Source organism: Candidatus Megaera polyxenophila, from assembly GCF_029982035.1.
Taxonomy (GTDB): Bacteria; Pseudomonadota; Alphaproteobacteria; order Rickettsiales; family Rickettsiaceae; genus Megaera; species Megaera polyxenophila.
On sequence record NZ_CP104167.1, the window covers coordinates 95815 to 122137 of the forward strand.

37 protein-coding genes and 2 pseudogenes are annotated in these 26323 nt (G+C 34.6%); 36 read left to right on the forward strand and 3 right to left on the reverse strand.

Annotation, left to right across the window (positions count from 1 at the left end; genetic code table 11):
- Positions 1 to 100: 100 nt before the first annotated feature.
- The 6 genes from N3Z16_RS09715 (at position 101) to N3Z16_RS09740 (ending at position 4927) form a co-directional block, all read left to right on the forward strand.
- Positions 101 to 901: a prohibitin family protein gene (locus N3Z16_RS09715; RefSeq protein ID WP_282487009.1), complete on the forward strand. Its 801-nt coding sequence runs from the start codon at positions 101 to 103 to the stop codon at positions 899 to 901.
- Entirely contained in the window at positions 885 to 1715 is an 831-nt protein-coding gene (locus tag N3Z16_RS09720) for a hypothetical protein (RefSeq protein ID WP_282487010.1), read from the forward strand. Before N3Z16_RS09715 ends, N3Z16_RS09720 begins: the two co-directional genes overlap by 17 nt.
- 17 nt (positions 1716 to 1732) lie before the next feature.
- Positions 1733 to 2587, forward strand: a complete 855-nt coding sequence (locus N3Z16_RS09725) for an SPFH domain-containing protein (RefSeq protein ID WP_282487011.1) — start codon at positions 1733 to 1735, stop codon at positions 2585 to 2587.
- Positions 2588 to 2746: 159 nt separating this feature from the next.
- A complete protein-coding gene (locus N3Z16_RS09730; RefSeq protein ID WP_282487012.1) occupies positions 2747 to 3181 on the forward strand; it encodes a hypothetical protein in 435 nt (144 codons plus the stop codon).
- A 4-nt stretch (positions 3182 to 3185) separates the two neighbouring features.
- Positions 3186 to 3416 carry a helix-turn-helix domain-containing protein gene (locus N3Z16_RS09735; protein ID WP_282487013.1) on the forward strand — a complete coding sequence of 77 codons (231 nt, stop codon included), beginning with the start codon at positions 3186 to 3188 and terminating at the stop codon, positions 3414 to 3416.
- A gap of 197 nt (positions 3417 to 3613) precedes the next feature.
- A complete protein-coding gene (locus N3Z16_RS09740) occupies positions 3614 to 4927 on the forward strand; it encodes an IS5 family transposase (RefSeq protein ID WP_282485558.1) in 1314 nt (437 codons plus the stop codon).
- A gap of 358 nt (positions 4928 to 5285) precedes the next feature.
- Here N3Z16_RS09740 and N3Z16_RS09745 read toward each other — a convergent pair whose 3' ends face one another.
- A complete protein-coding gene (locus tag N3Z16_RS09745; protein ID WP_282487014.1) occupies positions 5286 to 5612 on the reverse strand; it encodes a hypothetical protein in 327 nt (108 codons plus the stop codon).
- Between the two features lie 309 nt (positions 5613 to 5921).
- On the opposite strand from N3Z16_RS09745, the gene N3Z16_RS09750 reads away from it, so the two are divergent.
- From N3Z16_RS09750 to N3Z16_RS09765, 4 genes and pseudogenes are all read left to right on the forward strand, one after another.
- A complete protein-coding gene (locus tag N3Z16_RS09750) occupies positions 5922 to 6083 on the forward strand; it encodes a hypothetical protein (RefSeq protein ID WP_282487016.1) in 162 nt (53 codons plus the stop codon).
- Positions 6080 to 6676: a ProQ/FinO family protein gene (locus tag N3Z16_RS09755; RefSeq protein WP_282487017.1), complete on the forward strand. Its 597-nt coding sequence runs from the start codon at positions 6080 to 6082 to the stop codon at positions 6674 to 6676. Before N3Z16_RS09750 ends, N3Z16_RS09755 begins: the two co-directional genes overlap by 4 nt.
- A 314-nt stretch (positions 6677 to 6990) precedes the next feature.
- Positions 6991 to 7215: a hypothetical protein gene (locus N3Z16_RS09760; RefSeq protein WP_282487018.1), complete on the forward strand. Its 225-nt coding sequence runs from the start codon at positions 6991 to 6993 to the stop codon at positions 7213 to 7215.
- A 102-nt stretch (positions 7216 to 7317) separates the two neighbouring features.
- Positions 7318 to 8447, forward strand: a pseudogene (locus N3Z16_RS09765) (IS91 family transposase).
- Positions 8448 to 8771: 324 nt separating this feature from the next.
- On the opposite strand, the gene N3Z16_RS09770 reads toward N3Z16_RS09765, so the two are convergent.
- A complete protein-coding gene (locus N3Z16_RS09770; protein WP_282485609.1) occupies positions 8772 to 9809 on the reverse strand; it encodes an IS630 family transposase in 1038 nt (345 codons plus the stop codon).
- 124 nt (positions 9810 to 9933) lie between these two features.
- On the opposite strand from N3Z16_RS09770, the gene N3Z16_RS09775 reads away from it, so the two are divergent.
- The 9 genes and pseudogenes from N3Z16_RS09775 to N3Z16_RS09815 all read left to right on the forward strand — a co-directional run bounded on the left by N3Z16_RS09775 (position 9934) and on the right by N3Z16_RS09815 (position 16541).
- Positions 9934 to 10182 carry a hypothetical protein gene (locus N3Z16_RS09775; RefSeq protein WP_282487019.1) on the forward strand — a complete coding sequence of 83 codons (249 nt, stop codon included), beginning with the start codon at positions 9934 to 9936 and terminating at the stop codon, positions 10180 to 10182.
- Between the two features lie 73 nt (positions 10183 to 10255).
- Positions 10256 to 11385: pseudogene (locus tag N3Z16_RS09780) on the forward strand (IS91 family transposase).
- Positions 11386 to 11550: 165 nt separating this feature from the next.
- Positions 11551 to 12327 carry a sensor histidine kinase gene (locus tag N3Z16_RS09785; protein WP_282487020.1) on the forward strand — a complete coding sequence of 259 codons (777 nt, stop codon included), beginning with the start codon at positions 11551 to 11553 and terminating at the stop codon, positions 12325 to 12327.
- A 358-nt stretch (positions 12328 to 12685) separates the two neighbouring features.
- Complete coding sequence (locus tag N3Z16_RS09790) at positions 12686 to 12940, forward strand: ribbon-helix-helix domain-containing protein (RefSeq protein ID WP_282487021.1); 255 nt, start codon at positions 12686 to 12688, stop codon at positions 12938 to 12940.
- The gene (locus N3Z16_RS09795; protein ID WP_282487022.1) at positions 12937 to 13200 is read left to right on the forward strand and encodes a PIN domain-containing protein; all 264 of its coding nucleotides are present in this window, start codon (positions 12937 to 12939) and stop codon (positions 13198 to 13200) included. Before N3Z16_RS09790 ends, N3Z16_RS09795 begins: the two co-directional genes overlap by 4 nt.
- A 376-nt stretch (positions 13201 to 13576) precedes the next feature.
- Positions 13577 to 14347, forward strand: coding sequence for a ParA family protein (locus tag N3Z16_RS09800; protein ID WP_282487023.1), 771 nt, complete (start codon positions 13577 to 13579; stop codon positions 14345 to 14347).
- Entirely contained in the window at positions 14340 to 14657 is a 318-nt protein-coding gene (locus N3Z16_RS09805; protein ID WP_282487024.1) for a hypothetical protein, read from the forward strand. Before N3Z16_RS09800 ends, N3Z16_RS09805 begins: the two co-directional genes overlap by 8 nt.
- Before the next feature lie 263 nt (positions 14658 to 14920).
- The gene (locus N3Z16_RS09810) at positions 14921 to 15088 is read left to right on the forward strand and encodes a hypothetical protein (protein WP_282487025.1); all 168 of its coding nucleotides are present in this window, start codon (positions 14921 to 14923) and stop codon (positions 15086 to 15088) included.
- 163 nt (positions 15089 to 15251) lie between these two features.
- Positions 15252 to 16541 carry a hypothetical protein gene (locus N3Z16_RS09815; protein WP_282487026.1) on the forward strand — a complete coding sequence of 430 codons (1290 nt, stop codon included), beginning with the start codon at positions 15252 to 15254 and terminating at the stop codon, positions 16539 to 16541.
- A 43-nt stretch (positions 16542 to 16584) separates the two neighbouring features.
- Here the strand turns inward: N3Z16_RS09815 and tnpA are convergent, their stop codons facing one another.
- Positions 16585 to 17022 carry an IS200/IS605 family transposase gene (gene tnpA, locus N3Z16_RS09820; protein WP_282485546.1) on the reverse strand — a complete coding sequence of 146 codons (438 nt, stop codon included), beginning with the start codon at positions 17020 to 17022 and terminating at the stop codon, positions 16585 to 16587.
- A gap of 6 nt (positions 17023 to 17028) precedes the next feature.
- On the opposite strand from tnpA, the gene N3Z16_RS09825 reads away from it, so the two are divergent.
- The 17 genes from N3Z16_RS09825 (at position 17029) to N3Z16_RS09900 (ending at position 26311) form a co-directional block, all read left to right on the forward strand.
- Positions 17029 to 17178, forward strand: coding sequence for a hypothetical protein (locus N3Z16_RS09825; RefSeq protein ID WP_282487027.1), 150 nt, complete (start codon positions 17029 to 17031; stop codon positions 17176 to 17178).
- A complete protein-coding gene (locus tag N3Z16_RS11525; RefSeq protein ID WP_410519650.1) occupies positions 17138 to 17227 on the forward strand; it encodes a hypothetical protein in 90 nt (29 codons plus the stop codon). The genes N3Z16_RS09825 and N3Z16_RS11525 overlap by 41 nt, the downstream gene beginning before the upstream one ends.
- Positions 17224 to 18936 carry an autotransporter domain-containing protein gene (locus N3Z16_RS09830; protein ID WP_282487028.1) on the forward strand — a complete coding sequence of 571 codons (1713 nt, stop codon included), beginning with the start codon at positions 17224 to 17226 and terminating at the stop codon, positions 18934 to 18936. The genes N3Z16_RS11525 and N3Z16_RS09830 overlap by 4 nt, the downstream gene beginning before the upstream one ends.
- Complete coding sequence (locus tag N3Z16_RS09835) at positions 18887 to 19129, forward strand: hypothetical protein (RefSeq protein WP_282487029.1); 243 nt, start codon at positions 18887 to 18889, stop codon at positions 19127 to 19129. Before N3Z16_RS09830 ends, N3Z16_RS09835 begins: the two co-directional genes overlap by 50 nt.
- Before the next feature lie 24 nt (positions 19130 to 19153).
- Positions 19154 to 19573 (forward strand): hypothetical protein, encoded by a 420-nt coding sequence (locus tag N3Z16_RS09840; protein ID WP_282487031.1) that lies wholly within the window; start codon positions 19154 to 19156, stop codon positions 19571 to 19573.
- On the forward strand, positions 19573 to 19950 hold the full coding sequence (locus N3Z16_RS09845; RefSeq protein WP_282487032.1) for a helix-turn-helix domain-containing protein: 378 nt from the start codon (positions 19573 to 19575) through the stop codon (positions 19948 to 19950). The genes N3Z16_RS09840 and N3Z16_RS09845 overlap by 1 nt, the downstream gene beginning before the upstream one ends.
- Before the next feature lie 33 nt (positions 19951 to 19983).
- Positions 19984 to 20196 (forward strand): hypothetical protein, encoded by a 213-nt coding sequence (locus N3Z16_RS09850; RefSeq protein ID WP_282487033.1) that lies wholly within the window; start codon positions 19984 to 19986, stop codon positions 20194 to 20196.
- 29 nt (positions 20197 to 20225) lie between these two features.
- Entirely contained in the window at positions 20226 to 20681 is a 456-nt protein-coding gene (locus N3Z16_RS09855; RefSeq protein ID WP_282487034.1) for a hypothetical protein, read from the forward strand.
- Between the two features lie 6 nt (positions 20682 to 20687).
- The gene (locus tag N3Z16_RS09860) at positions 20688 to 20972 is read left to right on the forward strand and encodes a type IV conjugative transfer system protein TraL (protein WP_282487036.1); all 285 of its coding nucleotides are present in this window, start codon (positions 20688 to 20690) and stop codon (positions 20970 to 20972) included.
- A 49-nt stretch (positions 20973 to 21021) separates the two neighbouring features.
- Positions 21022 to 21264 carry a TraE/TraK family type IV conjugative transfer system protein gene (locus tag N3Z16_RS09865; RefSeq protein ID WP_282487038.1) on the forward strand — a complete coding sequence of 81 codons (243 nt, stop codon included), beginning with the start codon at positions 21022 to 21024 and terminating at the stop codon, positions 21262 to 21264.
- A gap of 35 nt (positions 21265 to 21299) precedes the next feature.
- Positions 21300 to 21611, forward strand: coding sequence for a TraE/TraK family type IV conjugative transfer system protein (locus tag N3Z16_RS09870; RefSeq protein ID WP_282487039.1), 312 nt, complete (start codon positions 21300 to 21302; stop codon positions 21609 to 21611).
- Complete coding sequence (locus N3Z16_RS09875; protein WP_282487041.1) at positions 21598 to 22353, forward strand: hypothetical protein; 756 nt, start codon at positions 21598 to 21600, stop codon at positions 22351 to 22353. Before N3Z16_RS09870 ends, N3Z16_RS09875 begins: the two co-directional genes overlap by 14 nt.
- Positions 22343 to 23692 carry a TraB/VirB10 family protein gene (locus tag N3Z16_RS09880; RefSeq protein WP_282487043.1) on the forward strand — a complete coding sequence of 450 codons (1350 nt, stop codon included), beginning with the start codon at positions 22343 to 22345 and terminating at the stop codon, positions 23690 to 23692. Before N3Z16_RS09875 ends, N3Z16_RS09880 begins: the two co-directional genes overlap by 11 nt.
- Entirely contained in the window at positions 23676 to 24002 is a 327-nt protein-coding gene (locus tag N3Z16_RS09885; RefSeq protein WP_282487044.1) for a hypothetical protein, read from the forward strand. The genes N3Z16_RS09880 and N3Z16_RS09885 overlap by 17 nt, the downstream gene beginning before the upstream one ends.
- Before the next feature lie 46 nt (positions 24003 to 24048).
- Positions 24049 to 24360: a transposase gene (locus N3Z16_RS09890; protein WP_282487045.1), complete on the forward strand. Its 312-nt coding sequence runs from the start codon at positions 24049 to 24051 to the stop codon at positions 24358 to 24360.
- Positions 24357 to 25175 (forward strand): IS3 family transposase, encoded by an 819-nt coding sequence (locus tag N3Z16_RS09895; RefSeq protein ID WP_282485683.1) that lies wholly within the window; start codon positions 24357 to 24359, stop codon positions 25173 to 25175. The genes N3Z16_RS09890 and N3Z16_RS09895 overlap by 4 nt, the downstream gene beginning before the upstream one ends.
- 146 nt (positions 25176 to 25321) lie before the next feature.
- Positions 25322 to 26311, forward strand: coding sequence for a TraC family protein (locus tag N3Z16_RS09900; protein WP_282487046.1), 990 nt, complete (start codon positions 25322 to 25324; stop codon positions 26309 to 26311).
- Positions 26312 to 26323: the final 12 nt, after the last annotated feature.

Consider the following 26323-nt stretch of genomic DNA (forward strand, 5'->3'; position numbering starts at 1 on the left):
CCTATACTATAAAATAAATAAAACAGAAGGAACAATGATAAATTTTATAGACAGTTTAAGTATTAAGACACAATTAACTATTTTACTAAGTGCAATTTTTTTGGTTCTTATTGTTTTATTTACAGTATACAGAATTAATCCCGGACAAATAGGAATAGTAGTTAATTTACTTGGAGAAAACAAAGGCGTAGAAGAAAAATCATTAAAAGTAGGTGTTAATTTTATTGCACCTTGGAAAGAGGTGTATAAATTTCCTACTTTTGATCAGAACCATACTTGGGAAGATATTAAATTCCAAACGCAGGAAGGGCTACAAGTATCAAGTAACATAGGTATTACTTTTTCATTAGAACCGGAGAAAATACCTATTCTTTTTGCTAAGTATAGGCTAGGAATACAAGAAATCACAGATACATTCATAAAAAATAATGTAAGGGATGCTATTAATATAGTTGCCTCAAAGATGAGGGTAGAAGATTTATACGGGGAGAAAAAGGAAGAATTTTTTTATAAGGTCAAAAATATCCTTCATGAGGAATTAAAGCCGATAGGTTTTAATTTACATAAAGTTTATATTATTGGCAATTTTGATGTTCCATCTATTGTCACAGAAGCTTTAAATAGAAAAATTGAAGCTATACAGAGAGCAGAACAAAGAGAAAACGAGTTAAGGGAAGCGGAAGCCGAAGCAAAAAAGCAGATAGCAACAAGTGAAGGATTAGCTAAAAGCAGACTTATAGCTGCTCAAGCAGAGGCAGAAGCTAACGAAAAACTCGCTAAATCTCTTACTCCTGAGTTAATAAAACTTAAATTCCTTGAAAGATGGGATGGTGTTTTACCTAAAGTTACTGATGGTAAAAACTTTATTTTAAATTTAGATCAAATTGATCAGAAAAGGTAATTTCTTAACCCTCGCTCAACCTTTTAATTATATAAAAAAACAGGAAACTTATATGAACATTATACTAGGTCTGATTTCTGCTTATATTACGATTTGTATTGTATTATGCCTTACATACTTGATTCCTCATACAATACCGCAAAATCTGGCACGCTCTCTAGAAGATGCCCCAAAAAACCGAATTGTAAACGTTGAAATAGGAGATAATGACCTAAGTTATGTCAAACTCTGCTCATCAGGTAAAATTCGCCACATTGAAAGTATAAATCCATCCAGTTTAATATTTAAAGAGTACAGGACAGAACCTAATAACCATGAATCCATAATATTCTTTCATCCTAATTCTACTCAAAATACTGAGTTCCCTTTAAAAATAATTACTGAAAATGGAAACATTAATTTGAATATTAAGATTGTTCCTAACAAAGAACTAGAAGCAATTGTAGGAGAACCTTTGATTATGGAAATGGCTACCCCTACCCCCAGATTTTTTAACTCATTTGTTGAAAAAGTAAAAATGAAATACGATTTAAAAAATGAACAGATGCCCTGTTCTATTTCCTTTTTTGCTGATGAAATAGATAACAGAACAAAAAATTTTATTAAAAAATTTGAACCAAATACAAATCCGACCAATTCGCTTAAACTAGCAGAACTAAGAACTAAAGATCAGGAATTCAATTCATCATACTACACTAAATACTACTGTGATTTTAAGTGCCGCAAAAATAAGAGAAATCTAACCAACATCAGTGACCTGATAACTGCATTTATACTTTACCCTCTTGATTTGCGTCCGCAATTAATCAATTAATCCAAATAGGTAATATTATGAAAGCCATAAATACTCAAACAAAGAACATCAAAAAACCTCAAGAACCACTATCATACACAGAAACCCTAGGTGGTATATTGTTGCTGGTTTTTGTACTTTCTATTTTTTCATTTCTTCCAACCCCTCTATTAATAATATTATCAATGGTATTAATATTTTTGACTATTATTCTATTTATAGGGTTTATAGAGCTACTAATCAGCAAAGATCGTATAACAATTATAATCCAAAATCTTTTATTATTACTAGTTATGTGCGGAATTACCACTTGGTACATAGTTTCTATCGTCAATACCGGTTATTATACTGTAAAACCAGAAGAAATCACCTTTGTAGGAAATCCAGACAATCACAATGAAATCAAGGAATTATCTGCTGGAGATCACTTTCTTCCGTTATCAAAAAATTTACTACGTAACTTATATACTTTTCCTCAAAAGGAAACTTATAATTGGAAATTAAGTATTAGACCAGATAAGGATACCTTACTAAATAGTCAACAGCAATCCGAATATTTTTTTTACATCGATCTAATTTTTGATATTACTTTAACAAAAGATAAAGCTTTGGAATTGCTAATAACTCACAAATCAGACTTAGAAACACTTGTAAAAAAAGTAGTCCAACCTAATATACAAAACTCTCTTAATCAATTAGGTCAAACACTTAGTTTAGGCAATTTTTCTAATCAAAAAGAACAAATTGAAAAAGAAATCACTAATATCGTGAATAAAGAATTGAATTCTGCAGGTTTATCCGAGCATGCTATTTTGTGGCTAAAATTAGGAGATTCACCAAAAATCAAATTGACTAGACAGAAGATAAAAGATGAAGTAAATAAATATTTTTAGGTTATGCTGTATAGTTCTCTGTTATTTTTCTTCATTAGTTATGATATTATTAAGCAAGAAGCCAAACGCTCTTTAAGGCGTTGGGTAATTCATGAAAAACTGTTGTTAGAGTTCAACTTATAATATATAATGTGCAGTGCCTAATTATGGAATACATTTATGAATTTAAGTTTTAAGATGCAAATACTTTTATCAAGATATTTGCCATTTCCCCCCTTTTGGATTTCCCTTCTAACAGGATTATTATTCTTTAACAATATTTTAAAATACCATATATTAAACGATTTTAACGCTGGCTTACTTCATGTTTTAATTTTGATGAATATCTTTGCCTTTTTCCTTTTAAAATACAAAAGATATGAACTAAAAATTAGTCAAAAAGAATGGCAAGAAATTTGTACTTTTCTTAAAAGAAAATTCTCTCAATATGATTTTAATGATGATTTTTACTGCACCGAAGTTTTTGACAGGAACAATGACTTTAAATACACTGAACTTTTTTTAAAACTTGGTAGTGATTATCGAGTAGTAGTTGAAGAGTTTAAAATTAGTGAATTTAAATCCTCTCCTGAGATTTTAAAAATTTTCAAATAACCATATGCAGCATATAGAAAATTATTTTAATAACGTGGACCAAATAATTGGTAAAAAAATCTATTCCTTGCGATTAGATAATAATATGTCTCAGAGTGAACTAGGCAAAAAGATTGGTGTTTCCGCTCAACAACTGCAAAAATACGAAAATGCTAAAAATAGAATTAGCGCAGCACGATTATCCTTAATAGCAAAAGTTTTAGATAAGGATATCTCGTATTTTTACCAAACTTAAACCAGAAAGTTAAAAATTGAAGTTGACGCCAGATTTTTCAACTGCCTAAAATATAAGCAACACTTCTTGAACTTATAGAGTCTCTCCGTCAAAACTCTCTACCCCTGAATTAGAAGGGGTTTCATGTTATAAATGGCTTACGAAATCCATAAGAAAATGTTATAATTAGCGCATAAAGCTTATGGATTTTAAAGTATATGCCTATAGAAAATATTAGTTTTTCTCAAAAACAAGAAAGATTATTTGGTGAAAAATTATCTATACAACTAAATCGCAAAAACAAATTATATAAACTGAGAGATTTGGTAAATTGGTCTGAACTTGAAGCGCTGGCATTAGCTAAGGTTGAAATCAAGCAATTCGGTAGAAATAAGAAGGATCATAGAGTAATGCTAGGACTATCAATGCTGCAAGCTATGTATAACGGTTCTGATTCGTTTACGGAGGAAGAATTAAAGGAAAATATATATTGGCAATATTTTTGCGGCTATGAGTATATGCAACAAGATATTGACGTATCGGAGGCGACTATACGTAGATTCCGCAATGCTCTGGGAGAGGAAGGATATAAAGAGATTCTAAAAGAGCTTTTGCGTATAGGACTGAAGGTCGGAGCACTCAAAAAAAAAGACTTGGAATCGGCGATTATAGATACGACTGTACAGATTAAGAATATCAAACATCCACATGACGTACATTTAATGGAGACCGCAAGAGCAAAAGTAGTAGATCTCTGTAAACGACTTGGTATTTCGCTTAACGAGACATACGCCAAGAGTTTTAAATATAAGACGATCAAGCTTTGGAAGTACAAGGAAGATAGTAAAGCAAGGCAACGTAGAAAAATAATGATAAGCTTAAAAGTCCGCTTAGGTAGGTTGATCCGTATATGCTGGAGAGGTATAGAAAAATCAAAATTAGAACTATCTGCTGAGGATAGCGCCATTTTTACGAGAGTTAAAAATATTCATGCCCAGTCTGTGCTTAAGAAAAAGGACAAGGATATTTATAAAAAAGAGCATAAGATAGTCTATAGCTTTCATGCTCCGGAGGTAGAGTGTATCGGCAAGGGTAAAATGAATAAACCTTACGAATTTGGTAACAAAGTCGGGATTGCAGTAAGCGGCCGAGGCAACTTTATTCTTGGGGTTAAATCTTTTCACGGTAACCCCTACGACGGACATACTTTAGATCAAACGGTATCGGAGCTGCGCAAGCTAAGTCCGGAGACTAGCAAAATTTTTGTAGATCTTGGTTACACCGGCCATAACTTCAAAGAAAAAGGCAAGGTTTTTACCGCCAAGACCAAGAAAGCTTTATCAACCGATGACAAAAAGATGCAAAAGCGGAGAAGTGCAATTGAACCGATAATAGGTCATCTAAAGAATTTTGGTCGTATGGGTAGAAACTACCTTAAGGGAATAATTGGAGATATCGTTAATCCGCTTATCTCTGCCGTTGGCTTGAATTTGCGTAGAATCACTAATATTCTCAAAGAATCCACCGCATAATAATTTTCCGAAAATCTTAATAATTTAAGCAATTAGCATTGCTCAAGAGAGAATCATGAGTAAATTGTGAATTTTTGCCATCATAGCACCTAAATTTTATATTTTTGGTAAAAAAATACCCCAAAAAAATAAAAATGCGATGATTGACTTTTAAAATTATTAAAACTACATCAAAAATTTAGAATTTTGACGGAAAGACTATAGAGATTCCGTTAACGAAGGTTTTCTACATTTTTATCAACAAAATTGTTGATAACTTATTTGTTAAAACTAATTCCTATTTTTTAGCTTTAGTATTTCCTATAAACTTAGGCTTGTTACGGAAGAGATAGCTGGAGTTATTGAAATTTAATACCGGTTAGGTTTTTATTAAAACTTTTCGCATATTTGAAATATTTATAGTTTTTCCTTTAGCCAACCACCACGCTTTGCTAGCTTCAAATAAAAACGTATCAAAGTCTGATTGGTCAAGTTGATTTTTAGGCCCAAGTAGTCTAGATATTAGTTTACTTTCCATTTTTATAAATTTATTACCATCACTTAAGAACAAAACACTTTTTTTAATTATCTTTCCAAACATAGCTCCATCTTTGTATAAAACTATATGCCCTTTATTTTTTATCACATTAACATTAGACATTGGCGATAATATCTCAAGTATTACATTAACAAATTCTTCCTGCATTACAAATTAATTAGTTTATTTTTATTAAGGAGGTTTAAATTTAGTATTTTAAGAAAGAGTTGTAAAGTTAATATTATTCTTATTTAATTATTAATTTTTTGCATATATATTTTAGCTACTCCTCTAGGTTAAATCACTTAGAGGAGACTAATTGTAAGGAATTTTATCAAAGTAATTTATATATACTTGTTTTTGGTAAGGCCACATCAAAAACACAAGTGTATGGATTTATTTTAAACTCTTTTTGATTATATTCTCAACTGCTTATGACAATATATAGTTTCACTAACCAAACAGGACTGTTTTACCATGAACAATAAGGATTTTACAATACCCAAAAATATGCTTTTGAACTGGCTCTATTCAACTGAAAGAAATGTCTCACTGGATGAACTGGGAAAATGGCTTGAAAATAACACAAGCGGACAGTATAAACTTGTTAAAAATAATATAAAGACGGAAGCCGCATGAGTGAAGAATCTACATTAAGTCTTGGCGACAAGTTATCTCCTGAGGTACAAAACAAATTGCGACAATTAGCAGGGACACCCGGTACAACAAAAAGTGAATTACCTAAGGTCGATAATACTAACGTAAAAGCCGGTAATAATAATACCAACAAACCACATAAGCCAAAACTGAATCAAAACGAATCAGAAAAAAAACTCAAAGCAATTGAATTGCATAAACAACAGAAAGAGCAGGCTATTACTTTTTACAAACAGCATTTCTCTTATTTTAGTAAACTATATCCAAATTGTTTTAATGAAACACCCAAACCTCTTGCTATCGGTATTGATAAAGCAATAGTAGCGGAAGAAGCTACAAAACCGGAAGAAGAACGTATAAACCAAAAAGTAGTAAGACGTTTTCTTGCTAAGTATACTCGTAGCGTAGCATATAAAGAAGCCATGCAATCCGCAGGTAGTACTAGAATTAATTTACAAGGCGAAGAAGTTGAAAAAGTCACTCCCGAACACGCTGAAATAGCTAGAAAATCTCTTAAAGAGTGGCAGGCTAAAAAAGCTGCAAGAGAAAATAATAAGCAGAAAACTTGGAAATAAGGGAAAAAGCTATCAATTCAGCTAAATACTAACGGTAAATATAAGCTAGTGGACACTGATGATCAGACTTAAAGTGTCTAAATCAGATTTGCAGAAAATTATCTCCTATTAGTGATTAACAACTTATGAAAAATAATTATTATAAAACCCCTTAAACATCAACAAGATAAGCCACCTATCGGTGGCAGCTTAAAAGAAGATACTCTTGACCGATAAATATTTATGGAGGATTATAATACTGGTATTTGATTTGTTTTAACTTGAGTTATAAAGACTGAATGTTAGACATACATAAGATAATATATAATTGAGTTATGAGTAACTTGCACTCTGAGCAGCATTTGGTCAATGAATTAGCGGTAAAAACTCTTAAGGCCATTTCTAAAGAGCAAGCAATTCCTTACAGCAGGATCAAAAAGATTTTTTCCGAAGGAGATAAGGAAATAGCCAAGGCTTTCTGGATAATGTTGCGAAAATATCTCCCAATCATAAGTATAATTCTGTTTACTATTGCCCTGATTGTAAAGAATTTGATTTAGAACGCAAAGGAAGAAAGATTCCTTGGTAAGAAAACATTAACTATAAGTAATTTATGGAAATAGTCGGTAAAGGAATATCTATAAAACATATTTTTCTAGACCGTGGTAATTGGTCTCGATTTCGCTAAAAAATACGGCAAGCTAAGATACGGCATTATTTTCAACGTCACTAAAGTTATATCGTGTGGAACGAAATATTTAGGATTTAAACGTTATAGCTGCCGTGATTGTAACCGCAATAAATCGGTAGCATTCAGCTGTAAAGGTAGGTTTTGTTCTCGTTGTGGTAAGAAACAAACGGATCAATGGGTGAGTAAGGCTAGCAATGTTCTACCAAAAACACGATGGCAGCACATTACATTTACAATGCCGGACTCTTTATGGCCGATATTTTGGCTCAATCGTGATCTGTTTGGATTGATTTCCGGTATTGCAGCAGGAATTATTAAGGAGATAGCTACAAAGAAAAATCTTGTGGTTGGTATATTTACTGCCTTACACACTTTCGGTAGAGATTTAAAACGCAATGTTCATATCCATTTATCGGTTACTTGCGGCGGTATAAATAGCAAAGGCAAGTGGCAAAAATTATTTTTTCCTGCCGAACCTATTAAAAAAATGTGGAGACATAGAGTCCTTGAGTTATTTCGCTTTCAATATATCTCAAGTAATTTGAAGTTGCCGTCCGCATATCAAAATGCTGAGAATTTTAATAACTGGATGAGTAGTTTATACGAAATCAGTTGGTATGTTTATTTACAAAAACCATCGGATGATCATAAACGCAACATAGAATATTTAGGGCGGTATATAAAACGCCCCCTATTTCCGAGACAAGAATAGAAAATTACGACGGAAAGCAGGTAACGTTTAAATTTCTTGATCACTATAATAATACAATTGATCGCATAACTATGCCCGTGATGCAGTTCATAGCTAGTCTGATTATGCATATACCAGATCGTTATTTTCGAATGATTAGGTATTACGGTTTTTTATCTAATAGAACTAGGGGCGTACAATTACCTATCGTATATAAGGCAATTAATCAAATCGTTCATAAGAAAACTAAGCTCATTAGTTGGAGATTAATGATTTGGTTGAATTTTAAAATAGATCCTCTGTTTTGCTATAATTGCAATAAATGTATGAATCTGCGGCAAGTTTATTACGGTTTATCTCCGCCATTGTTATTAATAAGAATCAATGAATTATTATCAACGCCTAGATAACATCATTATGGCGAACACTTCTTTCACGTCTTAGCCACATAATTTGTAAAACTGAACCTATTTTTAGATAGATTCTGGCAGAGATTTTTATAAAAGTGTTGATAATTTCTAATATTGTGGCTTGTAACTACATTTTATTAAACGAATTTTCAAAGTTTTGATTAACAATTTTTCTGGTTACAAATTTTGAAATTCCTATACTACAAGATAAGCCACCTATCGGTGGCAGCTTAAAAGAAGATACCCTTGACCGATAAATATTTATGGAGGATTATAATACTGGTATTTGATTTGTTTTATTAACCCACCAATTAAATACCCGACTTAGGCGGCATATTTTACTTCTTTCGCCTGAAATAATCTTTTGATATGTTCTGGGTTATTTTGCAGAGTCCTTAGGTAAGATTTTAAATTCCCTTGGAGTTCAGATTTTGTAAGAGGTATATGTTTCCTATTTACATTTCTTTTTAAATCGTTGTTTAAATATTCATCCGGATTATGTTGCGGAGTATACGGAGGCAGAAAAAATAAAGAAATTTTCTTTTTATGTTTCCGAGTCCATATTTGTACTTTTTTGCTATGATGAACCTTGAGATTATCTAGGATTAAGAAGATTTTTTTCTTGGAGTATTTTACCAACCTCCGTAAAAATTCTATAAATACATTTGTTTTTAGTGTCTCTTCGTACAGCATAAACCTTAGCTTACCGTTATTTGTAACAGTGGATATCATGTTTATACTAAATCTCTTCGATTTATGAATCACAACAGGGGTTTTTCCTTTTAAAGAATAGCTTTGTAATACCTGACACTCTTGTTTTATCCCTACTTCGTCGCACCAATGTATTTCTGCCTTTTCATATTCTGCTTGCTTGGCTATTGACGGATATTCTTCATCTAACCAAAATTGAACCCTTTTGGGTTGCTGCTCATATGCTAACTTCTTTGGCTTTTGTGCAGTATACCCCCATCTTCTTAAATATTCGCCTATTGTACTTAGGGGAAGAAAAAATCCACAATGTTTTTTGATGAGTGCATTAACTGATTTTCTTGACCATAATGCTGATTTGATATTGTGATCTTCTGGTCTAGAGATATTTACGTACCCTTGTATTATTTTACTTTGATCTTCGGTTATAAGCCTTTTCTCTCCTATCTTTCTACCTCTTAACTTCCCACTAATTGCGTACTTGTCGCCTCTCTTTTCCCTCCTTACCCATTCATTTACTGTCTGGCGACTCACTCCTATTAATTCACCTACCGACGATTGACTCTCTCCTCTTTTTACTAGTTTTAGAGCAATCTTTCTCATCGACGCTTGTGCGCTTATTGATAATTTCCTAAAATCTTCACTTTTTGACATTATTGCATTATACAAATTCCTTCCTTCTTGGCAATAGTTATGTCGGGTATTTAATTGGTGGGTTAATAACTTGAGTTATAAAGACTGAATGTTAGACATACATAAGATAATATATAATTGAGTTATGAGTAACTTGCACTCTGAGCAGCATTTGGTCAATGAATTAGCGGTAAAAACTCTTAAGGCCATTTCTAAAGAGCAAGCAATTCCTTACAGCAGGATCAAAAAGATTTTTTCCGAAGGAGATAAGGAAATAGCCAAGGCTTTCTGGATAATGTTGCGAAAAATATCTCCCAATCATAAGTATAATTCTGTTTACTATTGCCCTGATTGTAAAGAATTTGATTTAGAACGCAAAGGAAGTCCTTGGTAAGAAAACATTAACTATAAGTAATTTATGGAAATAGTCGGTAAAGGAATATCTATAAAACATATTTTTCTAGACCGTGGTAATTGGTCTCGATTTCGCTAAAAAATACGGCAAGCTAAGATACGGCATTATTTTCAACGTCACTAAAGTTATATCGTGTGGAACGAAATATTTAGGATTTAAACGTTATAGCTGCCGTGATTGTAACCGCAATAAATCGGTAGCATTCAGCTGTAAAGGTAGGTTTTGTTCTCGTTGTGGTAAGAAACAAACGGATCAATGGGTGAGTAAGGCTAGCAATGTTCTACCAAAAACACGATGGCAGCACATTACATTTACAATGCCGGACTCTTTATGGCCGATATTTTGGCTCAATCGTGATCTGTTTGGATTGATTTCCGGTATTGCAGCAGGAATTATTAAGGAGATAGCTACAAAGAAAAATCTTGTGGTTGGTATATTTACTGCCTTACACACTTTCGGTAGAGATTTAAAACGCAATGTTCATATCCATTTATCGGTTACTTGCGGCGGTATAAATAGCAAAGGCAAGTGGCAAAAATTATTTTTTCCTGCCGAACCTATTAAAAAAATGTGGAGACATAGAGTCCTTGAGTTATTTCGCTTTCAATATATCTCAAGTAATTTGAAGTTGCCGTCCGCATATCAAAATGCTGAGAATTTTAATAACTGGATGAGTAGTTTATACGAAATCAGTTGGTATGTTTATTTACAAAAACCATCGGATGATCATAAACGCAACATAGAATATTTAGGGCGGTATATAAAACGCCCCCTATTTCCGAGACAAGAATAGAAAATTACGACGGAAAGCAGGTAACGTTTAAATTTCTTGATCACTATAATAATACAATTGATCGCATAACTATGCCCGTGATGCAGTTCATAGCTAGTCTGATTATGCATATACCAGATCGTTATTTTCGAATGATTAGGTATTACGGTTTTTTATCTAATAGAACTAGGGGCGTACAATTACCTATCGTATATAAGGCAATTAATCAAATCGTTCATAAGAAAACTAAGCTCATTAGTTGGAGATTAATGATTTGGTTGAATTTTAAAATAGATCCTCTGTTTTGCTATAATTGCAATAAATGTATGAATCTGCGGCAAGTTTATTACGGTTTATCTCCGCCATTGTTATTAATAAGAACCAATGAATTATTATCAACGCCTAGATAACATCATTATGGCGAACACTTCTTTCACGTCTTGGCCACATAATTTGTAAAACTGAACCTATTTTTAGATAGATTCTGGCAGAGATTTTTGTAAAAGTGTTGATAATTTCTAATATTGTGGCTGGTAACTACATATTTATTAAACGAATTTTTAAAAAGCTGATTGATGATTTTTCTGGTTGCAAATTTTGAATTTCCTATACTAGAACATAAAGTAATAGACCAGAAGAAAGAACTAACTAAGCTATACGAAATTAAAAATGAGCTTTTACGAAACCTGGAACATGAAACACGCACCCCAATTACCGGTATTACTAGTCTCGGACAGGTTTTATGGGCTAACTACGATAAATTTAATGAAGAACAAAGGCGTAATGCAACCAAAGATATTGCTGATAGTTCCGAAAGATTAACCAGTTTAGTAAATAATCTTATTGATTTATCAAAACTTAATAATATTAACTACCAGTTAAATAAGTCTCAAGTAAACTTATCTGATTTAGTTTATAAAAGGTTAGAACTATGTAAAAAACTGTATATTCAGGATAAAGATCAAGAAGACTTATGGTTTAACTTACAAATAGATAATGAATTAACCGCTTTATGTGATCAGTACTACATTTCACGTACTATCGATAATATCATAGTAAATGCTATTCAATACTGTAAGCAGGGAACAATTACAATTGAGCTGAAACCGGAGCAAAACCACACTATTGTTTTTAGTGTAAAAGATGAAGGAATAGGCATTCCAAAAGATGAACTATTTGAAGTTTTTGAACCATTTACCGTTAGTTCAAATACTAAAACTCCTGCAGGTGGAAGAGGTATAGGGCTTGCCTTATCTAAAAAAGTTATTGAAGCACATAACGGTCAGATATGGGCTAAACAGAACCAAGACAAAGGGGTTACTGTTGCATTTACTTTGACAATTAATGACTAATGACTAACGAACATTAGGAATTACCTACTGTTAAAAAGCGTGCAAGAATGCCCCCACTTGAGGAAATGATTCTATAACAATCTGAACCCACATTTTCTATATCAAAATCAGAACTTAGAATAAAAAATATTATAATACATCTGTAATACTTAAGAAATACAGATGTATTACTTAAGTATTACTAAATAAAATATTATATTTCCCTACCTATAGTAATGATATCCTAGGAAAAGACTAGTGTTCATGTATGTTCTAATGCGAAACTGGCGTTAGTTAAGATATATAAAGCAATGGGAAGAATGACCGGTGAAATAAGTAGGTTTTTCTTGAAAGAATTAAGATTATATTATATCAGATAATGATAACAAGTATAATAGGTATTAATATGAGAACTATTGTTGACATACCTGATTCACAAGTAAAAATTCTAGATCAGGTATCAAAAAAGAAAAATGTATCAAGAGCAAGTCTTATAAGGGAAGCTCTAACAAAATACATAAATAGCTACAGTAATAGTAAAAAAAGTTATGAATTAGCATTTGGGGTTTGGAAAAGGAAAAAATTGGACAGTTTGGACTATCAGCAAAAATTAAGGAATGAGTGGGACTCATGAAAGCTGTATTTGATACTAATATATTGATAGATTATTTAATTGGTAATCTGTTAGCCAAAAAAGAAATCGAGCAGTATCATTCCCCTCAAATCAGTATAATTACAAAAATGGAAATACTAGTTGGGGTAACCGATAATGAAGAAATAATAAAGGAGTTTTTGAATGGTTTTAATATAATTCCTCTTAATGACAAAATTGCTGAAATTGCAGTTAATATAAGAAAGGAAAATAAAATAAAAATCCCAGATGCTATAATCTAGGCTACTGCAAAATACACAGATAGCTTATTAATAACTAGAAATACCAAAGATTTTCAAGGATTAGGAGCTGATATTAAGATCCCATATAATGTCTAAGAAGGTTGTAAGATCAACCTTTAACTAATGTAAAATATAAAAATTTTATATTTTTTTTGATAAGCCCTTGAATTATAAACATCAAAAAGTATTACTACAGTAGTATATTTGTACTAGTTAAGTAATACGTTCGTATTACTTAACTAACTTATTTATTTTGTTTTTGATTTGTTTTTTATTTAAAATTAAAATAGTCTTTGCGTAAAAAAAAGTATTTAATATAATACATTAGCATTACCAAAGTAATACAAATGTAACACAAAAAAATCAAACGTAAATTATGAGCTGTAAAATTCTTGCTATAATAAACCAAAAAGGCGGGGTAGGAAAATCTACAATTTCTGTAAACCTTGCTTATGGCCTTCATTTAAAAAAGAAAAAAGTTCTTCTTATTGACTTAGATCCCCAATGTCACTCAAGTTGTATTTATTGTCCTACAATACCCGCAGATAAAACTATCTCTGCCGCTTTTACAAATAAAAAACTTAACTTAAGAGACATAATGTTACCAGCAATAGTTCAAGAACAAACTATTGATACACTAAATATTATACCTTCTAATATAAAACTAGCAACCGTGATAGAGCAAATCAGCGGAGCTCTTTATAGAGAAAAAATTCTTAAAAATCATATTGACAGAATTATAAATGATTTTGATTATATAATTCTTGATTGCCCACCAACCCTAGGGATATTAGCTATTAATGCTATATATTGCGCTACTTCCATTATTGTTCCTACTAGTTTTGGTAAATATTCGCTAGACGGAATGGCTGACTTACTTGGGGCAATCAAAGAAATAAAAGAAGGTCAAACATATAATTTTTTTGTTTTAAAAAATTTATATGAACAAAGAAATACTCAAACAAACAGATACATCCATGAACAATTAAAATCGCTCAGTGACAACACATTTACAACGACAATCAGGAAAAATGAAGCAATTAATCAGGCTCAGATAACAAGCTTACCTATACAAGTATTCAACCCTTCTTCAAAAGGTGCTCAAGACTTTAACCTCCTTACAGAAGAGGTTATCCATTATGCTTAATAAGAAATTAAATCCGCTATCAGAATCAAAACTTTCTAAGACACTTACACAAATTACAGAAGGTAGTAATATAGAAAAAACTGGTTTTATCAAATCGCCTAATAAATCTTCTTTGTTTAAAACTAAATCGTTTAGACTAAGAGAAGCTGATTTTATAAGTTTATCAACTATTACAACAAAAATTAATAATAGTGATGAAAGAATGAGTTATTCTGATTCTCAGGTTATAAGGGGTATAATAAATTATATCTCAGATAATATGGACAATAACCTTAAAAAACTTTTGCCTTATATAAAAAGTTCCTCATAAAACAGCTTTTCTCTTTGGAATAAAAGGGTTTTTTAATCACTTATGTATTACAGATGTATTACTTACGTAATACACTTATATTTCTTTTTTTTAATATATATTACTTTAATAAAACAAAAATAATACAATTTAGATAAAAAAATAATATTTATTGTTGTTTTTAAATAATACGTATTGATTTCGTATTATATTTACTATATGTATTAAACAATACGGTGTTTTGGCGTACATATCAACGGTAAAGTATAAAGAGATAGCAACTTATGGCTAAAACAAACATCCCAGATGGAAAAACTAAAATATCAATTAACATCCCAGAAAGGTTATTGATTGAATTAGATACTTATAGAGAAGAAACAAAACAGGATCGCTCAAGTTGGATTACAAGTGCAATTATGGAAAAAATAGCAATGATAAAGAAAAACAAGTAAAAATAATAAAAAAGGAGTTAAACCTAGAAAAGCTTAACCCCATGTTTCCTATTATAAATTAAATAAGCCTGCAAGCATTATCTAATAATAGAAATAAGTACTATTCATAATAGGCATAATGAGATTAAAAGTCAAGGTTTTACTCCGTAAATAAGGAGTAATTATGGGACGTAAATCTACTTTCGCTACTAATGTTGCACACAAGCAATACAAAATTATTCATCACCCTATATTAACTGGGAACATTACGCCTCATGATTGGTACGAGAAATTTACCAATAATCGAGGGAGGCCTGATCTTTCCTTAATTTCTGTTCTTGCGGAAATTGTTTATTGGTATCGTCCTAAAAAGGTAAAAGATAACCAAACCGGCGATATTACTTATGTAAATAAGTTTCTAGGAGACGCCTGGCAAACTTCTTATGAACATTTCGAGAAAAAATTCGGCTTTAATCGGGAAAAACTTCGGAGAATTTTTGTCAAACTAGAACAAATGGGTATTTGCTATAGAGAATTCCGCAATGTTAAGTTAAGAGGCCAGACTTATAACAACAGGCTATTCATTCACTTAAGTCCTCAGTTTTTAAGTTCTTATGCCGATAATAAAAAATTTACCGAGCTAAAAACTATCAACAATCCCGTCAAACCTGATTTTTCTGCGCCTAAAAGAGAGGGGGGCTCTCCTCATTTTGGAGGAGATCATTTAATAGATAAAGAAAATAAGAATAATATATTTAAAAATAGATCTACAGAATGTAAATCTATTTTTGGTAAAAATTCTTTTAAAAAAGAAGAATCGGTAAAAAAGCCTGTTCGATTAGATTTTAATGAAGCTAAACCATTGAAAGACTTCTATCCATTAAATAAAGACGATGCTAGTCGGTTACAAAGCTTGTCTGGTCGGGGTTTTAGCTTAAATGCGATGAATGAAATATTGCTTGATATGTCAAAACGCCTGACAGATCGCTTCTTTAAAAGCAAAAAGGTTTTCATAAACTACATGGCCAAGGCCCTGACATACGAAAAAAGGGATGCGGTAAAAATCAATAATGATAGTTTTAAAATTAGAAATAACCTAACCCTAGAAGAAATAGAAGATAGAGAAAGGGAAAAGTACTTAAGTAAAATAGAAGAGAGCCAGCAGACATCGCAACAAGGGATACTCAAGAAGAAGCTGGCAGCGTGCCTTACGCCTAAAACAGCTTACGATCTGCTCCGGGCATACAAAGCAGCAGATATTAGAGAAGGTACGTTTTACCTTTATTTATCAACTCATGTAGAAATAACTGCTGCGGAAAAAGGGCAAATTGTTCAAGAAATACGATCTATTTATGAGCAGGATCATATTACAGATAAGGATTCAGTTTATATCCATGAACTTCAAATAATTATGTCGTCAAAAACGACTATTATGTCAATTGATCAGAATCAACCACTTTCATCTGAGAGATGAAAGTTTGATCTTTGCGACTAGAAGTCGCTTATCAAGCTAAAGCTCATTCTAGCCTAATATTTGAAGTAAAGTCGGTCTCATGAGCGTCAGTGTGTTTGTTGATATATTCGTTAATCATATCATCTGTAACATTACCGCTAGTTGAACTGAAGTATCCTCTGCCCCATAAATGTCTACCCCAGTATTTCTTTTTTAGTATCGGAAATTCTTCCTGTATTCTTTTAGATGATCTTCCCTTAGCTTTCTGAACAAATTCACTAATTTTAATATGCGGAGGAATATTTGCAAATATATGGACATGGTCGCTTGATACAACGCCATTTTCTATCTTTATACTCATTTCCTCAGCTACCTGTAACACTAGTTCCCGAACACGTTTTTTTATGTCGTAAGTAAGTACCTTATAGCGATATTTCGTTATCCATACTATATGATAACGATGATAAAAAACTGAATGTGATCTTTTGTTATAGTAAGTCATAGACTTATGATGCTACCGCATCATGGCGCATTAGACAAGCTAAAGCTTTTCCATCTGGAAGATGGAGGTTTTCACCACCAAAGGGACTATAAAACTACGAGCTCCAACTTTGTTTATCAGGGACTGGGTACAGCAGAACTATCAGCATCTACTTGAGCAGTTCTGCAATAACGAAAATTTCCGCTTAATGGAGGTTACTGTATGACTTTATTTTTCAGACAAGTTCTTGTAGCTCTAGTAATACCTACTTTGATCATTACAGGAGTCAACGGCATGGTGTTTGCTGCCGGAGTTAATCCGCAAATTGCCAATATCAGTTACTGGTATGGGGATGATGACATTAGAGCAGTTATTAAAAGCCGTCTTGGCGATAGTGTATATATTGCCCCTGCAATACCAAACAATTCTGAATTAATCAGTGCCTCAGCAACTGCAGCTTTAGCAGAGGCACAAGCAGGAAAACCAGCATTGATTCCGGTAAACTTAAGCAATAATCACTGGACGGGGATTGCAATCAGGATGAAAGCTGACGGTAACATTATCGTATTTTACAACGATTCATTTGGTACTTCTGTTGGTGGCATAAGTAGTGAGAGCGGTCAGTATATTGAGGCTATAAAAAAGATTCTACCGACTGCCGAAATAGTTGATTTGCGAGTTCATCAGCAGAACGACGGATCGAGTTGCGGTGCATTTACGGCTGAGAATCTGATAGCTTTAGCTAGCCTAAATCAGGTAAACCTGACCCCTGAAGCAGCAAGAGAGTTACTTGCAAAAATTAACGACGCAAGAACTATCCGTATTTTGCAACTTGGAAGCCTCGAGGCAAAAATAATCACAGCTGCTGAAATAATAGCAGGAAGTGTGGCCGGCAAGTATGCGGAAGCAGTCAGCGGAGTTGCCTTTTCTGATATGGCAAATTTTGCCTGCGCTACAATGGACAGACTTACACATCTGTATTTAATTGATTCCGGTAATATGGGTGTATCTAGCGGAGACGGGGAATCAGATTATGGTTTATGGATCAAGGGAAGCTATGGAAGCGGTACATTCAAACCTCAGAATTCGCTTGCGATAAAGCAGAAATCTACAGGAGGGTCTATCGGTTTTGACGGCAAGATCGATGATGATACCATCATTGGTATTGCTCTAAATCATAACCGGACAAAACTTAAGCCAAAATCCACTTCTGAAACTGTAGTAAGTAATATTAGTAATAATACCGGTAGCAAGTTTAGCGGGGATATCAGATCACTCATCGGTAGTCTTTACGGAAATATTAACATGAGTGAAAGGTTGGTACTCAGCGGTGAGGCTAGGCTCGGTCAGGTTGACGCTAAAATGAATTATCAGTCTTTGCTTAATGGAAATAGCAGGTTCAGGTTAAAAGGTGAATTACTTGGGGGATCGCTAACGGCTGACTATTATTACCCTATAGCTAAGCTCTTTGCAGTTCCAAACCTTGGTGTTTCCTATGAGACCATAAAGTTAAAGGGCAGGGATCAAGGGAATCTCAAGATCGACAAGCTTGCTATCCGGAAACCTGCAATTACGGGCGGACTTGCTCTAACAGGAGTTTTTGAAATTGGAGAATGTCAATTAATCCCTGAAATCAGAGCAGGTTATGAAGCAGGATTTTCTGTTAAATCAAACAGACTAAAAATTAGCAATAGCGGTGGGATGCCTCTTTCTAATTACAGGATACCAGTGCCAAAGATACCTACAGACTTGGAGCAAGTATGGGCATTACTTTTTCAAGATTTGAGGCAAGTGCCGGTTATGAGAGGACAGGCTACAAGCATTACTCAGGGAACAGCTTTTATGGAAAGCTGCGGATTAACATTTAACAAAGGGAGAAACAATCATGGAAAACAAAGGGGAAGAAATCAGGGAGTTACTGAGTCATATTCTTAACAAACTTGATCGGCTAGAGCAAAAAATAGAAAGGCAGGAAGAGGATATAAGAATCTTTCTTACTAGTAGAGATTCAAGTTATGAACCAAGTAGCCTGTTCCTTGCCCAGCAAAAGGCAACTAGAACCTCAGTAGAGTTACTAAGAGAAGAGATCGAGGAATTGCATCAGGTAATTAGAGTGATTTTGAAGTAAAAGCAGTAAACAAAGCGAGGATACATGGAAAAGGATAATAAGAAGTTTAATCTGTCAAATCTGGTGACCACCGGTTTGCTTACTGGATTATTAGCAATTGGCGCAGCACATTATATGGAAAATAAAAAGAGAACTGAGCTGGAAGAAAACCTCCTAGAAGTTGTCAATGATCTGGTGATTTGGCACAAGCAAAGAACAGAATTAGCTGATGAGAATACTAAGGTAGTTAAATACCTTAGCGGATTCCATGGGATGACCCCTCGGGCCGCAGAGCTTGGAATATTATTTGCTGATAAGGAATTTAGAGAAAGAATACAAAATGACAGCAAACTCCGTAGTGGATTAGTGATAGCGATGAGGTTTGGGAAAGATAATAACATAGAGTTAGCACAACAATTAGAAGAACAAATTAATAAAAGTAAGGAACAAAAGGAGGAAAAATAATGGGAAGAAAAAACAGTTATTTAGATGAAATAGATAAATTTATAGGTAATAGAATCTATTCCCTACGGTTAGCAAAGGGGTTATCTCGCCAGCAATTATCAAAAGTAATCGGTGTTACTCACCAGCAGCTACAGAAATACGAAAACGGAACTAATCGGGTTGCTGCTTCAAGGCTAATGCTAATTGCTAAAGCTTTGGAGCAGGAGATACCATATTTTTACCAAGGTTTTACAGTGGGTAATAATAGCTTGCCAGAAACAAAAAATCAACGCCTGTGCATTGAGGTAGCACGGAATTTCAGGCGTATCGGGAATAGGGAACATCAGGACGCAATCAATACTCTGGTTAAATCATTGTTAAAGGCACGAGTAGCATAAATAAATCAAATTAATCAAAGGAGAAAAGCATAGATGATGGAAGAAAAGAGTGAGGACTTTTCAAATTATCCTTCTCTGCAGGATTTTAAAAATTTATGGGAATTTAAAATGGCTTGTGTGAAGAGGGATTGGGATTTAGCCGGTGGATATCCTACTTACTCCCTTAATATTTGTGCACAGGCAAGTTCTTTTTGGAAAGAAGAATTAACGGAAATAATAAACAATTTAATTAAAGGAGAAAAATAAAAATGAGCGATTGAGGGAGAATTAACGGGATGGGGCAGTCTTGGCGGATAGCGAATCATCTTAAAGAGTTGGTAGTACAGAAAATTAATTTTAATAACGGAGAATTAAACATGCAAAACAAGCAAATTTCAAAATCAAAAAATACTTCTAAAGATTTAATAGTAAATACAACCGAATCGATACAAAAACCTAAATTAAATTCCTGGCTAAAACCTTTGATTCTTGGGGCAGGATTATTATCTGCAACTTTTGCTCTTTACCCTGAACTAGTACTCGCTGCATTTGATATAGACAAAGGCGTTACTGCCGGAACAAAACCTTTACTTGATGGGGTTCAGGCCCACTGGGGTAAAGGGGTATTACTAAGTGGAACGGCTGCAGCACTAGTTGGAGAAGGTGACCCAAGACAAAGAGCAATCAGGGCCGGTCTTGGATGCGGTGCTGCCGGGGTTGTGATACTAGGGTTAATTGGAATGCTTGGATAAAAGAAGATGGCAAGAAGAGTATTTACCAAATGTCTGAATCAGGAATTAAAGATATTTAATTTCTCGGTCGGTTCTTTAATTGGTGGTGGCATCTTGCTTGTACTAGGGGCCTTGAGTAAAGGTCTGATGTGGGGCATAGGGGCAGGGGTCATTGGTTTCATGATTGGGCGATGGTTATCAAGGCAATGGTTTTTAGGACAAATACAGCGCAAGCTCTATTGGTATTTTCCGTTTGAGAAAATTTTCATTGATAAGAACACCCCGCCTTCTTATTTGCGTAGTTTGATGTAATGGTTTTTCGCCGGTAATAGGAAATCTGATTAAAACGGGATTTGGTTATATGGAAAAGCAGGTAATGGTTAAGAATATAGATCAGGTAGCAAGGCAACGGAATTTTCTGCTGCTGCTGGTGATAGTAAGCGTATTTTCGGTTGCAGCTCTTAGTCTTAAGCTAATTACAACCGAGGCAAAGGTGATTTTAGCTCCGGGTTTAAATCAAGAGGTATGGACGTCGGATAAAGGTGTTTCAATCAGTTATTTAGAAGAAACTTCAGCAATGTACCTGCCGTTACTACTTGTCTGACCTCTGATTCCATTGACTGGAAAAAAGAGCTGCTGATGAACCACGTATCACAAAGTGATGCAAAATATATGAGATTGATTAACGAATATTTTGCTGCCAGCAAGGAGAAGTACAAACGATTCTCATTAAGTACTCACTTTGCTGTTAAAAGTTTTGAGGTTAATCAGAAAGAGTTAACGGTTAAAGCTATCGGTCAATTAAACAGCCGGTTCGGTGAGCGTGGCCTGCAGAATATACCTGCTGTTTACGGTCTTAGTTTTGAATGGAGGTCGGGGAAGTTGTTGTTGAAGGAGTTTGTCAAGTTAAGTAAAGAAGAAGAGGAATTATATGACCATGAGCAAAACTAGGATTTTCCTGATTCTTGGGGTTTTTATTGTGGCCGGTTTAGGCGTAGATAGTTTTGCGAAAGAGCTGCAGTCTGCGGTCGAAGATAGAGGGGTTTTAAGAATCAGCTATCTATCTCATACTGATATAAATATTGCTAGTGGGGGCATTAATCGCATCCATTTTGAGAAGGCAAGGATCACTAAGATCATTGGCGATACTAGTAAATATGAAGCTGTAGTTGCTGATAATAACTGTGATCTGTTTTTAACTTCAAGCATTCCTGCATCCGGTACTATTGACCTGACATTATTACTTGGGGCGGGAAAAGCGATTGATTTAAGGTTACATGTTCTGGATTTACTGCGACCTCAGCTAATCAATATTGACGTAAGCGATGAAAGCAGAAAAAGAGACGTAAAGAACTGCGAGATTAAAGAGATGATTGAAAAGATGGCGGCAAATGAGCGAGGAAAATATTTTGTACAGAAAAAAGATAGAAAGGTAGAAGTAGCGGGTCATCCTGATCTTATCCTAACGCAAGTGGTTTCCTATCGTTACGGGAAATTAGCCGGAGCAGGTTTTACTTATAAGGTGAAGAAGTCGCATAGAAATAATCAGAATATAACGGAGCAGGTTACGTTAGAGACTTTCAAGGGGATTTTCAAGGATACTGTAGCTATCGGGATGAGGAACTCCGGCTCAGCCGGAGATGAGCCTAGGGTATTTGTGGTATATGATTACACGGAAGGGAATGATGTTTAAGAAGATATTACAGTTAATGAAATCAACATCCCGCTTGGATGACGATAAGTTAAAGAAAGTAGTTAATACCGAAAGTTTGAGTCTCGGCGGTGATCGAGAGAGGAATAATTTAACACGTATTAAGCAAATCAGATTATTTATCGGTTTGCTAATTGTCGTAGTGATCATTTTAGGGTTTTTAATCAATTATGTGCAGGAAAAAACGATAGTGGAAAAACCCGTGGTAGCCCCTCAAACTCTAAAAGTAGAGCTTGCGGACAAGGCACTTGATCCTGATAAGATGTGGCGGAATCATCACGAGGAGGCATTAAAGGCCAAAACCGATGAACTAAACAAGCGAATAGTGCAAGCTGAAGCTTCGGTAGAGGAGACAAAGAATAAGTTCATAGAGGAAAGTCGCTTGCAGGTGGAGAGTTTAAAGGAGCAATTAAAAATGGCTAAAGCAGAGATGGATGAGGCAAACAGGATGCTAAGAGGGGTAGCAGCTAGAGAGGAGGAGCGTTTAAATGCTGAGCCTCTGCATAAAGCTACGGCAATAGAGATGCAAGGTTTTGATAATGACACTGAGTTTGACATGCCGAAGTCTGCGGCTGATTATGTACCGGAAGGAACGTATTTTACCGGATATCTGCTTGGCGGAATTGTAGTATCAACGGCCCTTGGCGCAGCAGATGAGAACTCAACCCCGGTAAATATCCAGTTAAAGGGTCGGGGAAATTTGGCAAAGCAGAACGGGCTTGATATTAGTAAATGCCGAATAATAGGAAGTGCTTATGGCGATTTATCGAGTGAAAGAGCATTTATCCGTTTGGAGAAAATGGTGTGTGAAGAGGACGGCATGTATATCACCAGTGAAATAGCCGGAGATGTACACGGACCTGATGGATTTAACGGAATTAAGGGAACGGTAGTATCGACGGGAGCAAAACATATAAAGAATGCTGCGATCGGTGGGTTAATTAGTGGGTTAGCCGGTAGTGCCAAGGGGCAGGAGGGGATAAATATTACAAGCGGCGGATTAGTGTCAACTAAGAGCAAAGGTTTTAATGATATGGCAACCGGGGGACTTATGAACGGAGCAAGTAATGCAGGAGAAAAGATAGCCGATTATTACCTCCGGCAAGCTGAAAGCATGTCACCGGTATTGACTATTCCGGGAGGCGTGCGGGTGAATCCTCAGATAATAAAAGGATTTTTTATCGGTCAGGTAAATACGCATCGCAAGATCAAGGCAAAAAGATTGACGGATAAAGGAAACAAGAGAGTAGAGCAGCATAGGCAAAAGGAGGTACTTAAAGCAAATGAACAGGAGGAGGCTAGCGATGACGGTTGGAAATAAGAGATTAGCAGGTTACGTTCTAAATAATATTGCAGTTAGATTCTGTATGTGCTTTGCGACTTTGTTACTACTTAGCGGGTGCAGTAGCGGTTACGGTACGTCTTTTGCATGCGGAGATAGCAAGGGAGCAAACTGTATGCCGATGGATAAGGTAGACAGGCTAATTGCCAGCGGTGAGATTGAGCGTTATACCAAGGAAAGGGAGGAAACCTGCCGAGGTAGCAGATGTAAAAAGGGAGAAAGTGCAGAAATCGGTAAGGCGGATGAATTACCGGCGCTTTATAATGGTACCCAAAAACTGGACTGCTAAAAATGAAGAATGAGATATAATTTCACAACAAGGAAATGGAAATTATATGTCTAAAAAAGCGAAGCAATATAGTGCGACGGAAAAAACAAAAATTGTTATAGAAGCAATAAAAGCTGAAATGACAATAGCACAAATAAGCAGTAAGTACGGGGTTCATGCAACTCAAATACAAGCATGGAAAAAAAGAGGTATAGAAAATTTAGTTAGTGGTTTTCAAGTTAAGCCGGCAACAAAAGATCCAGACAATCAAGATTTGATAAAACAATTATATGAACAAATAGGACAGTTAAGCGTTGAGCGTGACTGGCTGAAAAAAAAAATCTACATTGTTTGGACTTGGAAACTAGGAAAAGTATGATTGATAATAATTGTATAAATCTAAGCATTGTTAGGCAATGCGATCTACTTTTAATTAATAAATCTACTTATTATTACAAGGCAAAAGGAATAACTACAAGAGACTTAGAAATAATGAAAGTAATTGATGAAATCTATACAGAGCATCCGTATTTCGGGGCCAGAAGAATGTCCAAGCATCTTGTACCGTTTGGAATTGTTATTGGTCGCAAAGCGGTAAGTCGTTATTACGGAATAATGTCAATAGAAGCCATTTATCCTAAAATGAATTTAAGCAAGCGCAACCAAGCTCATAAGGTATATCCTTATCTTTTAAAAGGCGTTGAAATTACTAAGACAAATCAGGTATGGAGCACCGATATAACTTATATTAGAATGGCACAAGGATTTGTATATCTAGTAGCCATTATTGATTGGTTTAGCCGTTATATTCTGAGCTGGAAGGTTTCTATTAGCTTAGAAAGTGATTTTTGCATCGACGCACTAGAAGAAGCCCTAGAAAAGCACGGTCAACCTGAGGTTTTTAATACCGATCAAGGTTCTCAATTTACGTCAAAAAATTTCATCTACGAACTTGTTAAACGTGAAATCAAGATTAGCATGGACGGTAAAGGTAGGGCTTTAGATAATGTATTTATTGAAAGATTTTGGCGTTCATTAAAACAAGAAAAAATATATTTGATAATTTTAAATACTGTCAAGGAGGTAAAAAATGCTATAACAGATTACATAACTTTTTATAATAGTAAAAGGATGCACCAATCCTTGGAATATTTAACTCCAGAACAGGTGTATTTAACAAAAATTATTGGCTAATATTATAACGCAAATTATATCTCATAATTTCTGATTTTTAGTCTAGACAAATTGGGCCACCTTACTTGCTACCCCAGAAATTAAACTTGAAACTATAGAGGTTCAAGGATGAAGATTACGGATAGTTTAAAGGATTTAGCCAATTTTTGCGGACTTGGGGTAGAGGGGAGCGTAAATCTGATCCAATGGATGCATTTGGAGAGCATACTGCGCAGGTAACGGGGGGAGCAGTGCCGCTATCTGATTTTCTTGTTTATGATTATTTTGATGAAGAGCAAGGATTATTTTTTAATAATAACGATAGTATTGGTTTCTGGTATGAGATTAATCCGTTAGTTGGGTCTAATGAGGGCCTTGAGAAGAATCTGACGTTATTTTTCAATGACGAATTACCGGAAGATATTTACTTGCAGTTTCTAATTATTGCCGGCACTGATATTAGCGATATCCTAGATACATGGGAGCAGGGGAGAAAATACGGCGGGGAAATACTAGCCCATATAACAAAATCCCGCCGGCGGTTTATTGAAAATTGCGCCAAGGATTTTGCAAGTAGCAGAGATGGAAGACTGGCAAGAAATTTTCGGACGTTTGTTGCCTGTTCAAGGTCTTTAGGAATCAGGTCGGGGAAATCGATTGATCTAATGACTTCTTTTAAAAGAAAGCTTGAGAACAAGTTAAATACGGAAAAGCTTTCTCCAAGACTGATGAAAGCAGAGGATTTAATTGTCATCGGTAGGGAGTTACTGCAACCGGATTTTGGAAGAAGTGCCGGTAAAGTCGTTTATAGTAAATATAACAATTTATCCGATCAGATTTGCAAGAAGTTTGAGGGGACGGTTATTAAGCCTGAATCTGTTATACATGAGGCTACAAATCTTCAGACGAGGATTTTTTCACCAAGAGAGTTACCGGAGAGTTTTTCTCTGAGTGAAATGGTAGCGTTGCTTGGGTCAGGTGATAGGGTAATACCGGCAAGGTTTGTAATTAGCTATAGCCTGGCAAGTTCTTTGGGCAGCGGTGGCACTTCCCGTTTAACGACTCAAGGGATGAGATCCATTCACGCCGCCGAGCGAGATTATACACGTCACGATATCAGTGCCAGAGAAGAAGCAAAGAGTGGAGAGAGGTACTAGATATTCATAAAA

What these genes read in the sequence shown, in the direction of transcription:
- N3Z16_RS09725 (WP_282487011.1), top strand. Translation starts at nt 1,733, where the DNA reads ATGAAAGCCATAAATACTCAAACAAAGAACATCAAAAAACCTCAAGAA.
- N3Z16_RS09730 (WP_282487012.1), top strand. Translation starts at nt 2,747, where the DNA reads ATGAATTTAAGTTTTAAGATGCAAATACTTTTATCAAGATATTTGCCA.
- N3Z16_RS09735 (WP_282487013.1), top strand. Translation starts at nt 3,186, where the DNA reads ATGCAGCATATAGAAAATTATTTTAATAACGTGGACCAAATAATTGGT.
- N3Z16_RS09740 (WP_282485558.1), top strand. Translation starts at nt 3,614, where the DNA reads ATGCCTATAGAAAATATTAGTTTTTCTCAAAAACAAGAAAGATTATTT.
- N3Z16_RS09745 (WP_282487014.1), bottom strand. Translation starts at nt 5,612, where the DNA reads ATGCAGGAAGAATTTGTTAATGTAATACTTGAGATATTATCGCCAATG.
- N3Z16_RS09750 (WP_282487016.1), top strand. Translation starts at nt 5,922, where the DNA reads ATGAACAATAAGGATTTTACAATACCCAAAAATATGCTTTTGAACTGG.
- N3Z16_RS09755 (WP_282487017.1), top strand. Translation starts at nt 6,080, where the DNA reads ATGAGTGAAGAATCTACATTAAGTCTTGGCGACAAGTTATCTCCTGAG.
- N3Z16_RS09760 (WP_282487018.1), top strand. Translation starts at nt 6,991, where the DNA reads ATGAGTAACTTGCACTCTGAGCAGCATTTGGTCAATGAATTAGCGGTA.
- N3Z16_RS09770 (WP_282485609.1), bottom strand. Translation starts at nt 9,809, where the DNA reads ATGTCAAAAAGTGAAGATTTTAGGAAATTATCAATAAGCGCACAAGCG.
- N3Z16_RS09775 (WP_282487019.1), top strand. Translation starts at nt 9,934, where the DNA reads ATGAGTAACTTGCACTCTGAGCAGCATTTGGTCAATGAATTAGCGGTA.
- N3Z16_RS09785 (WP_282487020.1), top strand. Translation starts at nt 11,551, where the DNA reads ATGATTTTTCTGGTTGCAAATTTTGAATTTCCTATACTAGAACATAAA.
- N3Z16_RS09790 (WP_282487021.1), top strand. Translation starts at nt 12,686, where the DNA reads ATGATAACAAGTATAATAGGTATTAATATGAGAACTATTGTTGACATA.
- N3Z16_RS09795 (WP_282487022.1), top strand. Translation starts at nt 12,937, where the DNA reads ATGAAAGCTGTATTTGATACTAATATATTGATAGATTATTTAATTGGT.
- N3Z16_RS09800 (WP_282487023.1), top strand. Translation starts at nt 13,577, where the DNA reads ATGAGCTGTAAAATTCTTGCTATAATAAACCAAAAAGGCGGGGTAGGA.
- N3Z16_RS09805 (WP_282487024.1), top strand. Translation starts at nt 14,340, where the DNA reads ATGCTTAATAAGAAATTAAATCCGCTATCAGAATCAAAACTTTCTAAG.
- N3Z16_RS09810 (WP_282487025.1), top strand. Translation starts at nt 14,921, where the DNA reads ATGGCTAAAACAAACATCCCAGATGGAAAAACTAAAATATCAATTAAC.
- N3Z16_RS09815 (WP_282487026.1), top strand. Translation starts at nt 15,252, where the DNA reads ATGGGACGTAAATCTACTTTCGCTACTAATGTTGCACACAAGCAATAC.
- tnpA (WP_282485546.1), bottom strand. Translation starts at nt 17,022, where the DNA reads ATGACTTACTATAACAAAAGATCACATTCAGTTTTTTATCATCGTTAT.
- N3Z16_RS09825 (WP_282487027.1), top strand. Translation starts at nt 17,029, where the DNA reads ATGATGCTACCGCATCATGGCGCATTAGACAAGCTAAAGCTTTTCCAT.
- N3Z16_RS09830 (WP_282487028.1), top strand. Translation starts at nt 17,224, where the DNA reads ATGACTTTATTTTTCAGACAAGTTCTTGTAGCTCTAGTAATACCTACT.
- N3Z16_RS09835 (WP_282487029.1), top strand. Translation starts at nt 18,887, where the DNA reads ATGGAAAACAAAGGGGAAGAAATCAGGGAGTTACTGAGTCATATTCTT.
- N3Z16_RS09840 (WP_282487031.1), top strand. Translation starts at nt 19,154, where the DNA reads ATGGAAAAGGATAATAAGAAGTTTAATCTGTCAAATCTGGTGACCACC.
- N3Z16_RS09845 (WP_282487032.1), top strand. Translation starts at nt 19,573, where the DNA reads ATGGGAAGAAAAAACAGTTATTTAGATGAAATAGATAAATTTATAGGT.
- N3Z16_RS09850 (WP_282487033.1), top strand. Translation starts at nt 19,984, where the DNA reads ATGATGGAAGAAAAGAGTGAGGACTTTTCAAATTATCCTTCTCTGCAG.
- N3Z16_RS09855 (WP_282487034.1), top strand. Translation starts at nt 20,226, where the DNA reads ATGGGGCAGTCTTGGCGGATAGCGAATCATCTTAAAGAGTTGGTAGTA.
- N3Z16_RS09860 (WP_282487036.1), top strand. Translation starts at nt 20,688, where the DNA reads ATGGCAAGAAGAGTATTTACCAAATGTCTGAATCAGGAATTAAAGATA.
- N3Z16_RS09865 (WP_282487038.1), top strand. Translation starts at nt 21,022, where the DNA reads ATGGAAAAGCAGGTAATGGTTAAGAATATAGATCAGGTAGCAAGGCAA.
- N3Z16_RS09870 (WP_282487039.1), top strand. Translation starts at nt 21,300, where the DNA reads ATGAACCACGTATCACAAAGTGATGCAAAATATATGAGATTGATTAAC.
- N3Z16_RS09875 (WP_282487041.1), top strand. Translation starts at nt 21,598, where the DNA reads ATGAGCAAAACTAGGATTTTCCTGATTCTTGGGGTTTTTATTGTGGCC.
- N3Z16_RS09880 (WP_282487043.1), top strand. Translation starts at nt 22,343, where the DNA reads ATGATGTTTAAGAAGATATTACAGTTAATGAAATCAACATCCCGCTTG.
- N3Z16_RS09885 (WP_282487044.1), top strand. Translation starts at nt 23,676, where the DNA reads ATGACGGTTGGAAATAAGAGATTAGCAGGTTACGTTCTAAATAATATT.
- N3Z16_RS09890 (WP_282487045.1), top strand. Translation starts at nt 24,049, where the DNA reads ATGTCTAAAAAAGCGAAGCAATATAGTGCGACGGAAAAAACAAAAATT.
- N3Z16_RS09895 (WP_282485683.1), top strand. Translation starts at nt 24,357, where the DNA reads ATGATTGATAATAATTGTATAAATCTAAGCATTGTTAGGCAATGCGAT.